Here is an 11,695-nt window from a genome sequence, read left to right on the forward strand (position 1 = left end):
GTGGTGGACACCATCCGCCCGACCGGCCGGGTCAACGAGGACGAGCACCCGGCCGGCAGCACCGTCCGGGTCGAAGCCCACGGCATGTTCGTCCTTGAGCGCCCCAGCGGCCAACTCAACCGGTAGCTGACCTCCGGGGGTGCCGGCCGGCAAGGGGCGAATCGGCGTCTGTCGGGAGGCATAACGAGACTGCGATCTCGTCTTCCGGCAGTCCCGGCGCTGTTTTTTCAACGCCGGGACCTCAAGCGACAGGATTTCGCGAAACCAGTAACTCGTACACACACCATAGACCTGCGTCGGTGGTGGGCATGTTCGCCGGATAGCACCGAGTCCGATCAAGGCGACAGGGCTCGACACCCCATCGAGGTCCTTCGATAGCGGCATAGTCAGGGATCCGTCGTGCGACCGCGACGATCCTGTGCTCTCCGACCGCGCTCATCCGACGAACCAGCGCGCTGCCCACGTTGCCGCTGGCTCCGGTGACGACGACTCGCAGAGGTGCTCCCAGTGCTCTGTTTGTCGGATGGGCCGGGCCGCCCTGCCAGATGCCGGCGGGGCGGCCCGAACGGCTATTCCCCGGAAGCGGTCTTTGCAGCGCCCTTCACTGCACCCTTGACGGTTCCTTTCAGGTCCTGCAAGGCGGAGTACGTGCCGTACAGCGCGGGATCGGGGGCGGGCGCCGTACCAGGTCCGCCCAGCGGCTGGGGGTCGTCCAAGTACTCCAGTGCGTCGTCGCCCTTCGACCAGCCGCCCTTCTTGCCATCGGTGCCGTCCGAGAGCCGCCAGATGGTGTTGTTGTGGTCCTGGTTCTCCTCATCGAACAGCGCATCGGGCACGATCGGGCCCGCCAGTCCATCGGCTTCCAGTTCCTCGATCGCTTTGAGCCACTGCTTCTGGTGGACCGTGTCCCGGGCGAGGTTGAACTGCAGCATCGCCTTCACGCCCGGGTCGTCGGTCATGTTGTACAGTCGCGCGGTTTGCAGTCGTCCCTGCGCCTCGGCCGCGGCATTGGCGCGGAAGTCGGCAAGTAAGTTGCCACTAGCAACGATATAGCGGCCGTTCCAGGGGTATCCCTGACTGTCGGCCAGCAGCGCGCCACCGCCGGCGACGATCGCCTGCTGTGGGTCCATGCCGCCGATCATGGCTGCCATCACCGGATCCTTGACCGACTCCGCAGTCGCGGTGGCCGGTGCGCCCTCGAGGAGACGAGCGACCATCGTGGCCAGCATCTCCACGTGACCGATCTCCTCGGTCGCGGTGTCCATGATCAGGTCCTTGTACTTGCCCTCGACCCGGCAGTTCCAGCCCTGGAACAGGTACTGCATGGTCACCGACATCTCGCCGTAGGCGCCGCCGATCAACTCCTGCAGCTTCCGTGCGTACACCGGGTCCGGCTTCTCCGGCTTGGCCTCGAACTGCAAACGCTTCGTGTGACGAAACATGGCAACTTCCTTTCGTGGAGAGGGCTCTTGGCGGGGTCGAACTGGGAAGCCCAAACTCATCAGCGGCTGCCTTCTGGCTCGCTGATCAGGGGCTCTGAGATCCGTACTCCGCGGGTGGGACGGGGACCTCGGCCGAGCGAAGTCGTTTCCAGGCGCCGTCCGTGACCTGGTGAGCGTGGCGTCGATCTCTTCGGCAGAGACAGACTTCGGCGTCCGTCGCGATGAGCCAGGCCACCATGGGAGGCGTCAATGCTTGGTGCGGATATCGGGGGTCACCTCCGGCGCAGTCTCTGATGAACTGGCTGCCGGGGGCTCGGGCAATGGTGGAGCGATGTCGCTGTGTGCGTTGACCGCTTCCCCCCGCCGGTACCCCGGTCGATCGCCGGGAAACGAGATTTCGGTGACGACACGCGACGTAGGTCGGCCGAGCACGTCGTACTGCTGAGGGTTACAGAGGGAGCTTTCCCGTGGGGTTGACTAGTTGTGCGATGTCGCGCAGGCGCTGGTTGCGGTGCTGCGAGTAGCGCTGCAGGGTACTGAACGCCTGAACGGCGTCCATCTTGTACCGCTCCATCAGGCGCCCGACGGCCTGGCCGACCTCTTTGCGTGAGTCGACGGCTTGATTCAAAGAAGCCTCGGCGCGAGCTGTGGCGACCGCGATCGAGGCATGGAGCGCGAGCAGTTCGGCGGCTGCGAGGTCATCCTCGCCGAAGAGGTGAGGCTTCGACGAGATCAGGTTCAGGACTCCGCTGACAGAATGCGCGGTGGACAACCGGATCGCGAGCGCACTGCGGATTCCGTTCGCGGCGGCGGTCGGTGCCCACTTCGGCCAGCGGCCGTCGGCAGTGGTGTCCCGCACGAGCACGGTGTCGCTGTCGCCCTCGACGGCGAAGATCAACGCGGTCTCCACTGTGGCAAGGACCCGGTCTGGTTGTGCAAATCCATCGCCATCTCGCCGAAACTGCCGGCTTGATTCGTCATCCGTCTCTGCCTCCCGGGTCTGCCAAATCGTCTCGGCGCGGGGGCTGGGCGCTCACAGAGCCATCAAGTTTATGCCACCTTGGTCCACGGTGCGCAACGTTGGAGCCATTTCGCGCGGATACGTACTCGTGAACGGTGTTTATAGCTGCCCAAGACCCCGGCGGCGCTCCAGCGAAGTACTCAGCAAGGGGTTCGCGATGTCTTCTACTGCTTCGCCCAGCCTCGTCAGGCCGACACGAGCTGCATCAGGTTGAAGTCCGCGGCAGCGGGCACTGTGATTGGGCGACGTCAGGACCGTGTCACGGTCCGCCGTACGAGGCGCGTGGTTACCGGCCAGGGCGGTTGTGAGGTAGTGGCATCGTTACGCGTACGGCAGATTCTTCTCGAGGTGCTGGCTATGGATCAGCCCGATCCTCCCGGTCTCGACGGCGACACCGTCTGGCGCAGGCTATGTGCGTCGGTGACGAAGTCGATACCGGTCAGCGGGGCAGGGGTGGCTTTGGTGACACCCATCGGCCATGGCGGCACGCTCGCGTCCACCGATGGGCCGGCCGAGATCATGGAAAATCTGCAGCAGACTCTCGGTGAGGGCCCGTGTTTGACCGCGTTCCACGACCGGCGGCCGGTTCTGGAGCACGACCTCTCCCGGGCTGCAGGGCGATGGCCGGGTTTCGCTCCCGCCGCGGCCGACTCCGGCATCGCGGCTGTCTTCGCGTTTCCGCTTCAGATCGGCGCTGTTCGGCTTGGAGTACTCGATCTCTATCGCGACACTCCCGGTCCGCTGGACAGCCTGCAGTTGGCCGAGGCGCTCGACTACGCCATCGCTGCGACCACGATGCTGCTGGACCTGCAGCGAGAGAATTCGGTGGGCGGGCTGCATGCCCAACTGTCCGATGCGGTCGACAGCCACCGGGAGATCCACCAAGCCACTGGCATCGTCTCTGTCCAGGCGTCGGTAAGCATGGACGAGGCGCTCCTGCTGATGCGGACCCGCGCGTACGCCGAAGAACTTCCGCTACTTGAACTTGCCCAGGAAGTAGTCGCCGGGAGGATGATCTTCCACTCCGAGGGCGGCCATCATGAATAGAACCTTCACCCCGTGCACGCGGCGTGTTATGACCTGGAAAGGCGGCAGCAAATGAACAGGGAGCTACGCCTCGCGGAGGTGTTCGTCGAACTAGCGGACACCCTCGTTGATGACTATGACGTCATTGACCTCCTTCATACCTTGTGTGAGCGCAGTATCGAACTGTTACACGCTGACGCGGCCGGCCTGATATTGGCCGATCAGCGTGGTGTGCTTCACGTGATGGCCTCCACCAGCCACGAGGCCAAACTTCTGGAGTTGTTCGTACTGCAAGCTGACGAGGGCCCCTGCCTGGACTGCTATACGACCGGCGAACAGATGGCGAACCTCGACCTGGACGAAGTTGAGGAGCGTTGGCCCAAATTCCGCGCCGCGACCATCGCTGCGGGCTACAGGTCCACCCATGCCATCCCGTTGCGACTGCGCGGTCAGGTGATCGGCGTACTGAACTTGTTTTGCGCCGAACGCGCCACTCTCAGCGAGACCGATGTCTCTCTGGGCCAGGCGCTGTGCGATATCGCTACCGTCGGTCTCCTGCAGGAGCGCATCGTACGCCAAGGCGAAGTTCTGGCCGAGCAACTCCAATCCGCCCTCAACAGCCGCGTCCTGCTCGAACAAGCCAAAGGCATAATCTCCGAACGCGCCGGAATCGCGGTCGACGACGCCTTCGTTCTGATGCGGACTCACGCTCGCCGTAACCGCTTGCAGCTCGGCGCAGTGGCCAGCGCCGTGATCGACGGCACGATCAATCCATCCGAGTTCACCACGAAACAGACCTGATCGCTTGTCTTGGACTTGAAGGCGGCACTCGACCTGAGCCAGAAGTCGCCGGCCGACATCCTGCACCTGGTGAAGGACTTCGTGGCGATGGGCAACTTGCCGTCGGGCGGGCACATCGTGGTCCGCGTCGATGATGCCGGTGCGTCCACTCACCAGCAGGTGCTGCTCTACAGGCCCTGAACTTCAATGGCCCGCCTGCGCCGTTTTCAGCCGCCGACCAGTACCAGGACGGCAACAAGATGCCGATCGCTTTTGTCTGCGGTCGATGAGCAGCAGTATCACGGTCATGTCGGTCAAGGAACCCCGATGTCCAGGTGGCTGGCACTCCGAACTGCCGACAGTCAGGTCGATCGCGCGCGACGGCGACGGCGACGGCGACGGGTGCTGACTATCTGAATGCGCGAGGATCGGTAGTGCGGTCAGCCGTGCAGCGCGCGGGCGAAGACCTGGCAAGCGACCTCGACGAACGAGCGGATGAGGGGACTGGCTTCGGTCTCGCGCCAGGCGAGTACCAGGTCGTTGGGCTTCCGATCCTCGGCCGGTACGACGATCAGTCCCGCCGGAAGCAGTTGGTCGACCGGGGCAAGGGCCGATTGGCCGTTCCAGAGAACCGCGTGCAGACACTCCTGGATCGTGCGCATCACTTGATCGACGTCGGCGGGCCTTGCGCCGAGCCCGGTCCAGTAGGCGACCCAGGCGACATCGGTGTCGGGCGGCAGGCAGATCCAGGAACGTTCGCTCAGTTGGTCGATCCGCACGGACGTGGCGTGGGCAAGCGGGTCGTCGTCGCGTACCACCAGACCAATCGATTGGCGGGCCAACCTGGGTTCGTAGTCCGCTGGTGTTGAAGGGCATCGGGTCAGTGCCACGTCGCACGCACCGGTGCGCAAGCCGGCGGTGGGGTCGCCTAGGTCGAATTCGTCATCCAGGGGGAGGCAAGGACGTCGGCTAGCACGACGGTGACGACGAGAATCGTGGCGACACGCTCACTCGGCCGTACGAGATCTGGGCCGTCCGCCGCGATGAGATCTCGGCGTACGCCGAGGTGCGTGAAGCCGCCAAGAAGTGTGCGCCCGCTCTTCGGCAAGGCGCCGCTGGAGATCGCGACCAAGGACTACGAATCGCGACTGGCCACCTGGAACGAATGGCAGCGAGCGTGCATGGTTTCCAAACTCCGGGGTACTGCGCGCTTGCCACTGACCGTGGTCCGGAAGTGGGCCACGCCGTGACGTCAGGTCGCGAGGTCGAGAAAATGAGTTCTCTTGTCGGTTCAGTGCCTCCGCAGTGCCACTGCGCCGATGATCGCGCGGCGCGCGAATCGGCGACGAAGGAGTTGTTCGAGTGTCGCGAGCGGAGTACGGACGAGGCCGAGCGCCAGCAGTTGCTGGAGGCAATCGTCGAGCTCAATCTCGAGATCGCCCGTGGGATCGCGCAGCGGTTCCGCAATCGTGGGCCGGACCCGGAGGATCTCGAGCAGGTTGCCTGTCTGGGGCTGGTCAAGGCCGAGATCGCCGTACGCGTGGGGGCGGAGGTGGAGGAGGTCGAGCAGGCGTTGGCGGCGTACGGGTGCTTCGCGGCGCTGTCGCTGGATCGCCCCGAGACGGATGCCGGGCTCTCGCTGGCTGAACTGGTGGTCGAGGAGCACGATCCGGCGCTCGAACGGTTGGAGGCAGTCGACTTGTTGCAGTCGGTGCTGGAGGATCTGTGCGACCGCGATCGACGCATTCTGCAGCTGCGATTCGTCGAGGGATGGTCGCAGACGGACATCGGTACGGACGTCGGGATCAGTCAGATGCAGGTCTCACGACTGCTGCGCAGGATCCTTGACGACCTGCGTCGCCGGCTTCGGCCATCGTCGGCGGTTGGCTAGAAGCCGCCTCAACTGGAGTTCTTGTTGTCCTCGAGGCGGTCGCGACGGTCCTGCTCGCGTTTGGAGTAGGCGGCGGCCCGGATCGCCTCGTCCGATTCAAGGCCGGAGCCGAGGCCGCCGCCGAGGGTCGCGGCGGACGCGACGAACCAGGCCAGGACGAACAGGTCTCCGTGGCCGATCGGGGTCTGCAGATAACCGCCCATCACATCGGGGTCGAGGACGAAGTACGCCCAGGCCAGGTTCACGACGTAGAGGGCGGCGTAGCAGATCAGAACGCCGATCGTCAGAGTCAGCAGGGTCGAGCCGTTGTAGAGGCGCGATCTCTCGCGCGCCTGCGGGGAGTCGTCGTCGGGGCGGTCCCACAGTTCGCCGTCGATCACGAGCCAGCCGACGACCAGTGCGATCGAGGCGATCGTCGCGACGACCAGGCGCCACCACGACAACGAGCCGGCCAGCAGCCAGACCGTCGAGTTGACCGTCGCCACGGCTCCGGTCGCCAGCGCGGCCACCAAGGCGGACTTCAGGCCCGGCACCAACAGCCACGGACGGTTGGCGAGCACCATGCCCAGGAGCAGGCGCCAGCGGCCGCGCAGGCGGGGGAGGGCCACGCGGTGCTCGTCCGGCGAGTCATGGTCTGACATATGGCTGACCAGGGAGCGCACTGCCCGACGGGTTCGGGCACGCATCCGGAGCCCGCCCAGGGCAGGCAGCGACAGTACTGCGGTCCGTTGCTCGGGATCGATCTCCACCAGCAAGTGCCGGCCCTCGTGATTGTGGAGCGGGAGTTCGGTCAGACCGATGACGAGATCCCAGTCCTTTTCGCGGGCCCGTTCCTGCAGCCGGCCCACTGCGGCGCTGACGTCCTCGGAGCCGGTGGTGAACGGTTCGCTCACGACGGTGATGTCCCAGCGGCCATTGCCGTCGTGTGGGGTCAGGTCGGTCAGGTGGCGCGCAATCTCGGTCGGCGCGGCTGGGTCAGCCACCAAGCCGATGCGGAGGGGTTCCATCCCGAGCTGGTACCCACTGGCCGGCGGGACACGCCGAGCCGTCCGGCTGGAAGACGCCGAAACTACCTGATCTGGGGATGCCACGGTGATGGACCGACTGCGACGCTCGGAACTCCAGCCTTCGACCAGCAGGAGACAGTCATGTTGACGCAACGAATCTTCAGCGACTGACCATGACCGTCAAACTCAAGGCCTGGGAGGTCCCGCTGCGCCTCAGTACCGGTGTCTTCATCCTCGACTCGGGCCTGGGCAAGCTGTCCAAGGACGCCGCCACCGCCGCGCAGACCCACGGGTTCGCGGCCGGTGCTTATCCAGTACTCGGCAACGTGGACCCGCGGGTGTTCGTGCGGGTGCTGGCGGCCGGCGAGGTCACGCTTGGTGCGGCGCTGCTGATTCCGGCCGTACCGACCGCCTTGGTGGGGTTGGGACTGGCCGGCTTCTCCGCCGGTCTTCTCGGGCTCTACCTGCGTACTCCGGGCCTGCGGCGGGAGGGGAGTCTGCGTCCGACCGAGCAGGGGGTCGGCATCGCGAAAGACGTCTGGCTGCTTGCCATCGGCGCGGCTTTCGTGGTCGAGGAACTGACCGAGCGGCACAGAGGCAATGGATGACCGTGAGCAGGGCGCGGCCGGAGCGGCAACCCTGGTGCTGATGCTGGCCGTCGCCGTGGTGGCGGTCATGGTCGGCTTCGCGGTGGACAACCGGGATGCCGATGACGACGTCTCGCCCGTCGCGCTCGGCCAAGGGCCTGCCCCGCTCGGCCCGGCGGCAGCCTCCACCCAACTGAGCCTGTCGGACTTCTGGGAGGACGAATTCCCCGCTGTCTACGGCAAACGGTTCGAGCAGTTGCGCGGCGGGTTCCAGGCGAAGACGCCGCAGAGTCCACCTTTCAGCTGTGCCGGCAAACGCCAGACCTACGAGGACCTGAAGGGGAACGCCTTCTACTGCGGCGGGCCCGGCGACGACTACATCGCCTACGACGCGGCGCAGCTGTTTCCCCAACTGAACAACGAGTTCGGCGGAATCGCTCCGGCCGTCGTACTGGCGCACGAAATGGGGCACGCGATCCAGTGGCGGGCAGGTGTGGACGTCGCTCCGGTCGTGACGGAGCTCCAGGCGGACTGCTTCGCAGGTTCCTGGGTCCGGTACGCCGAGATGACCGCGGACGATCCGGTCGACCTGAGCAGTGGCGCGCTCGACAGGTCGATCAGCGCGATCCTCGTACTTCGTGACCAGCCGGGCACACCGGCCACGAATCCTCAGGCTCACGGGCTCGGCTTCGACCGCGTGAACGCCTTCCAGACAGGTTACGAAGGCGGAGCCCGCGAGTGCGAGGCCTTGCCGGACGGCCGCGCGGTGACGACCGAACTCCCGTTCCGGACGTTGTCCGAAGCACAGTCAGGCGGGAACCTGCCCTTCAGCGAAGCAGTTCGGGTGCTGGCCGGATCTCTGGACGCCTACTGGACCGCGGTGATGCCCCGGGTCGCTCCCGGTAGAACCTTCGAGCAGCCGGGACGCAGGCCGGTCGACCGTCGGCCGGAGGCGAACTGCCTGGTCGAGATCAGCTCCGGCTACTGCGCCGACGACCACGCGGTGGTCTGGGTGGTACCCGAGCTTCTCCAAGCACATCGGCGGATCGGCGATCTTGCCACCGGTACTGCGCTCAGCGAGGCGTGGGGACTTGCCGCACAGTCCCAGGCCGGGTGGAAGACGGACGGCCGGGAGCCTGGTCTGCAACGGGACTGCTTCACCGGTGCGTGGGTCTCCGCCCTGGCCGGTCAGGGTCTGGAGCAGTCTCCGCTGTCGCCGGGCGACATCGACGAGGTACTGGCCGCCATTGTCGCCGGCAGCTCAGCCGGGCCGCACAGCGATCGTGGCGGAGCCTTCGAGCGGACGGCCGCGATGCGACGAGGTCTGTTCGAGGGAGCCGGCGGCTGCGGATGACTCCACGATCCAGGGATGCGGCAGGCAGACCTCGGCGTCAGCGTGGTGGCACCAACGAGAGAGGAGCATCATGACGACGCCACAGGAGCAGCCGGCCGCACTCGTCAGCGGGGTGTCCGTCGGCGCTTTCAGCAGTTACGCCGACGCGCAGCGGGCGGTGGATCATCTGTCGGACAACGGGTTTCCGGTGGAGCACCTGACCATCATCGGCTCGGACCTGAAGCAGGTCGAGCAGGTGGTCGGCAGGATGACCAAGTGGAGGGCTGCCTTGGCCGGGGCCGGCACCGGTGCCTGGTTCGGCGGCCTGGTCGGCCTGCTGCTGTCGCTGTTCGCCGCTTCCGGCACGGAGATCCTGGTCGTCATCGCCTGGGCTCTGTTGTACGGGGCAGTGTTCGGCGCCGTGTGGGGATTCGTCGCCCAGCTCCTCACCTTCGGGCAGCGTGACTTCGTCACCGTGGGGGCCACCGTGGCGAGCCGCTTCGACGTGTACTCCGCGCCCGAGTACGCGGAGCGGGCCACCGAGATGCTCAGCCGGATGTCGCCTCGCCATTCGGCCTGATCCCTCGTCGCCGCACACCGGCCGGTTACCACGTGTTCTGGGGATGTGGACCAGGTGGCGGTGGACCAGGTTGGGACTGCGCGACCTTCCGGACACAACAGGACCGACACAGAGCAGGAGGCAGCCATGGCCAAGGCCGTCGGCATCGACCTGGGTACGACCAACTCGGTAATCGCGACGATGGAGGGCGGGCGGCCGGTGGTCGTTCCGAACGCGGAGGGATCCCGGACCACGCCGTCCGTGGTGGCGTTCACCGACAACGGTGAACGGCTCGTCGGGCAGCTGGCCCGGCGGCAGTCGGTACTGAACCCGAAGGGCACCATCTCCTCGGCCAAGCGTTTCGTCGGCCGGAGGTTCGACGAGGTCGGGTCCGAGCTGTCCACCGTCTCGTACGACGTGGTGTCCGGGCCGGACGGCGCCGTCCGGTTCAAGATCCGGGAGAAGCTGCACGCGCCCGAGGAGATCTCGGCGCTGGTCCTGCGCAAGCTGGCCGAGGACGCCGGCCGGTTCCTCGGTGAGAAGGTCACCGAGGCGGTCATCACCGTACCGGCGTACTTCAACGACGCCCAGCGCCAGGCCACCAAGGACGCGGGCAGGATCGCCGGCCTGGAGGTGCTGCGGATCGTCAACGAGCCGACCGCGGCGGCCCTGGCCTACGGCATGGACAAGCTGGAGAACGAGACCATCCTGGTGTTCGACCTCGGCGGCGGCACCTTCGACGTCAGCATCCTCACCGTCGGCGACGGCGTGGTGGAGGTCCGCTCCACCGCGGGGGACACCCACCTGGGTGGCGACGACTTCGACCGCCGGATCGTCGACCACCTGGCCGACGAGTTCAGGCAGGAGACCGGCGTCGACCTGCGCCAGGACCCACAGGCGCTGCAGCGGCTGTTCGAGGCCGCGGAGAAGGCGAAGGTCGAGCTGTCCTCGGTCACCACGACGACGGTCAGCCTGCCGTTCATCACAGCCACCGCGAACGGGCCGCAGCATCTGAACACGACGCTGATGCGGTCCACCTTCGAGCAGCTGACGGCCGAGTTGGTCGAGCGCACCATGGGGCCGGTCCAGCAGGCGATCGCCGACGCCAAGGTGACCGCGAACGACATCGACGAGGTCATCCTGGTCGGCGGATCGACCCGGATCCCGGCCGTGCAGCAACTGGTCCGCCGGATGACGGGTGGCAAGGATCCGAACATGACCGTCAACCCCGACGAGGTGGTCGCGATCGGGGCAGCTGTCCAAGCCGGCATCATCAAGGGCGAGGTCAAGGACGTGCTGCTGCTCGACGTCACCCCGCTGTCGCTGGGGCTGGAGACGATGGGCGGCGTGATGACCAAGGTGATCGAGCGCAACACCACGATCCCGGCCCGCCGCACCGAGACCTTCAGCACGGCCGAGGACAACCAGACGGCGGTCGACGTGGTGGTCCTGCAGGGAGAGCGCGAGCTGGCCACGGACAACCGCCAGCTGGCCCGCTTCCGGCTCGAGAACATCCGGCCGGCACCGCGCGGCGAACCGCAGATCGAGGTCACCTTCGACATCGACGCCAACGGCATCCTGCACGTGTCGGCCCGGGACAAGGACACCGGCGCGGAGCAGGCGGTCACCATCAGCGAGACCTCCAACCTCGACCAGTCCGAGATCGAGCGGATGGTGCAGGACGCCGAGGCGCACCGCGGTGAGGACGCCCGCCATCGCGAGCTGGTGGACGCCCGCAACGCGCTCGACGCCGCGGCGTACCAGGTGGAGCGACTGCTGGCCGAGCGCGGCGACGGCGTACCGGAACACGACCGAGCGCGCGCGGAGGTACTGGTCGGAGACGCCCGGCAGGCTCTCGAGGACCAGGCCTCTGCGACCGAGCGGTTGCGTGAGCTCACCGGCGAGTTGCAGTCGCTGGCGCAGGCCCTCAGTGTCGGCGGTGGTCAGCCGTCCGGTCAGGCAGGTCAGGCCGCTCAGGCGGGCAGCTCGCCGGGCGGCGGCGAGGACGACGAAGACGTGATCGACGCCGAGTTCTCGACGAGCTGATCG

14 protein-coding genes are annotated in these 11,695 nt (G+C 66.5%); 10 read left to right on the forward strand and 4 right to left on the reverse strand.

What is annotated here, in order from left to right; genetic code table 11:
- Positions 1-569 precede the first annotated feature (569 nt).
- Together AB0P21_RS00005 and AB0P21_RS00010 are read right to left on the reverse strand one after the other, a co-directional pair.
- On the reverse strand, positions 570-1,442 hold the full coding sequence (locus tag AB0P21_RS00005) for a manganese catalase family protein (RefSeq protein WP_363692555.1): 873 nt from the start codon (positions 1,440-1,442) through the stop codon (positions 570-572).
- Positions 1,443-1,890: 448 nt separating this feature from the next.
- The gene (locus AB0P21_RS00010; RefSeq protein WP_363692556.1) at positions 1,891-2,352 is read right to left on the reverse strand and encodes an ANTAR domain-containing protein; all 462 of its coding nucleotides are present in this window, start codon (positions 2,350-2,352) and stop codon (positions 1,891-1,893) included.
- Between the two features lie 393 nt (positions 2,353-2,745).
- On the opposite strand from AB0P21_RS00010, the gene AB0P21_RS00015 reads away from it, so the two are divergent.
- From AB0P21_RS00015 to AB0P21_RS00030, 4 genes are all read left to right on the forward strand, one after another.
- Positions 2,746-3,510 (forward strand): GAF and ANTAR domain-containing protein, encoded by a 765-nt coding sequence (locus tag AB0P21_RS00015; RefSeq protein WP_363692557.1) that lies wholly within the window; start codon positions 2,746-2,748, stop codon positions 3,508-3,510.
- 51 nt (positions 3,511-3,561) lie between these two features.
- The gene (locus tag AB0P21_RS00020) at positions 3,562-4,290 is read left to right on the forward strand and encodes a GAF and ANTAR domain-containing protein (protein WP_363692558.1); all 729 of its coding nucleotides are present in this window, start codon (positions 3,562-3,564) and stop codon (positions 4,288-4,290) included.
- 9 nt (positions 4,291-4,299) lie between these two features.
- Positions 4,300-4,470: a hypothetical protein gene (locus tag AB0P21_RS00025; RefSeq protein WP_363692559.1), complete on the forward strand. Its 171-nt coding sequence runs from the start codon at positions 4,300-4,302 to the stop codon at positions 4,468-4,470.
- Between the two features lie 85 nt (positions 4,471-4,555).
- Positions 4,556-4,678, forward strand: a complete 123-nt coding sequence (locus AB0P21_RS00030; RefSeq protein WP_363692560.1) for a hypothetical protein — start codon at positions 4,556-4,558, stop codon at positions 4,676-4,678.
- A gap of 31 nt (positions 4,679-4,709) precedes the next feature.
- Here the strand turns inward: AB0P21_RS00030 and AB0P21_RS00035 are convergent, their stop codons facing one another.
- Positions 4,710-5,219, reverse strand: coding sequence for a LysR substrate-binding domain-containing protein (locus AB0P21_RS00035; protein ID WP_363694392.1), 510 nt, complete (start codon positions 5,217-5,219; stop codon positions 4,710-4,712).
- Between the two features lie 120 nt (positions 5,220-5,339).
- On the opposite strand from AB0P21_RS00035, the gene AB0P21_RS00040 reads away from it, so the two are divergent.
- Both AB0P21_RS00040 and AB0P21_RS00045 read left to right on the forward strand, forming a co-directional pair.
- The gene (locus AB0P21_RS00040) at positions 5,340-5,519 is read left to right on the forward strand and encodes a hypothetical protein (RefSeq protein ID WP_363692561.1); all 180 of its coding nucleotides are present in this window, start codon (positions 5,340-5,342) and stop codon (positions 5,517-5,519) included.
- Between the two features lie 23 nt (positions 5,520-5,542).
- A complete protein-coding gene (locus AB0P21_RS00045) occupies positions 5,543-6,160 on the forward strand; it encodes a sigma-70 family RNA polymerase sigma factor (RefSeq protein ID WP_363692562.1) in 618 nt (205 codons plus the stop codon).
- A gap of 8 nt (positions 6,161-6,168) precedes the next feature.
- Here the strand turns inward: AB0P21_RS00045 and AB0P21_RS00050 are convergent, their stop codons facing one another.
- Positions 6,169-7,167: a hypothetical protein gene (locus AB0P21_RS00050; RefSeq protein ID WP_363692563.1), complete on the reverse strand. Its 999-nt coding sequence runs from the start codon at positions 7,165-7,167 to the stop codon at positions 6,169-6,171.
- Positions 7,168-7,340: 173 nt separating this feature from the next.
- Here AB0P21_RS00050 and AB0P21_RS00055 point away from each other — a divergent pair, with 173 nt between their 5' ends.
- From AB0P21_RS00055 to dnaK, 4 genes are all read left to right on the forward strand, one after another.
- Complete coding sequence (locus tag AB0P21_RS00055) at positions 7,341-7,775, forward strand: hypothetical protein (RefSeq protein WP_363692564.1); 435 nt, start codon at positions 7,341-7,343, stop codon at positions 7,773-7,775.
- Positions 7,768-9,108: a neutral zinc metallopeptidase gene (locus tag AB0P21_RS00060; protein ID WP_363692565.1), complete on the forward strand. Its 1,341-nt coding sequence runs from the start codon at positions 7,768-7,770 to the stop codon at positions 9,106-9,108. Before AB0P21_RS00055 ends, AB0P21_RS00060 begins: the two co-directional genes overlap by 8 nt.
- A gap of 70 nt (positions 9,109-9,178) precedes the next feature.
- Positions 9,179-9,667 carry a general stress protein gene (locus AB0P21_RS00065; RefSeq protein ID WP_363692566.1) on the forward strand — a complete coding sequence of 163 codons (489 nt, stop codon included), beginning with the start codon at positions 9,179-9,181 and terminating at the stop codon, positions 9,665-9,667.
- Positions 9,668-9,793: 126 nt separating this feature from the next.
- Positions 9,794-11,692, forward strand: coding sequence for a molecular chaperone DnaK (dnaK, locus tag AB0P21_RS00070; RefSeq protein WP_363692567.1), 1,899 nt, complete (start codon positions 9,794-9,796; stop codon positions 11,690-11,692).
- The last annotated feature ends 3 nt before the right edge of the window (positions 11,693-11,695 follow it).

The organism is Kribbella sp. NPDC056861, from assembly GCF_040687575.1.
GTDB lineage: Bacteria > Actinomycetota > Actinomycetes > Propionibacteriales > Kribbellaceae > Kribbella.

Bases quoted from the DNA above. Each gene is read 5' to 3' on its own strand.
- AB0P21_RS00005 (WP_363692555.1), bottom strand. From the start codon at position 1,442: ATGTTTCGTCACACGAAGCGTTTGCAGTTCGAGGCCAAGCCGGAGAAG.
- AB0P21_RS00020 (WP_363692558.1), top strand. From the start codon at position 3,562: ATGAACAGGGAGCTACGCCTCGCGGAGGTGTTCGTCGAACTAGCGGAC.
- AB0P21_RS00030 (WP_363692560.1), top strand. From the start codon at position 4,556: ATGAGCAGCAGTATCACGGTCATGTCGGTCAAGGAACCCCGATGTCCA.
- AB0P21_RS00045 (WP_363692562.1), top strand. From the start codon at position 5,543: ATGAGTTCTCTTGTCGGTTCAGTGCCTCCGCAGTGCCACTGCGCCGAT.
- AB0P21_RS00050 (WP_363692563.1), bottom strand. From the start codon at position 7,167: ATGGAACCCCTCCGCATCGGCTTGGTGGCTGACCCAGCCGCGCCGACC.
- AB0P21_RS00055 (WP_363692564.1), top strand. From the start codon at position 7,341: ATGACCGTCAAACTCAAGGCCTGGGAGGTCCCGCTGCGCCTCAGTACC.
- AB0P21_RS00060 (WP_363692565.1), top strand. From the start codon at position 7,768: ATGGATGACCGTGAGCAGGGCGCGGCCGGAGCGGCAACCCTGGTGCTG.
- AB0P21_RS00065 (WP_363692566.1), top strand. From the start codon at position 9,179: ATGACGACGCCACAGGAGCAGCCGGCCGCACTCGTCAGCGGGGTGTCC.
- dnaK (WP_363692567.1), top strand. From the start codon at position 9,794: ATGGCCAAGGCCGTCGGCATCGACCTGGGTACGACCAACTCGGTAATC.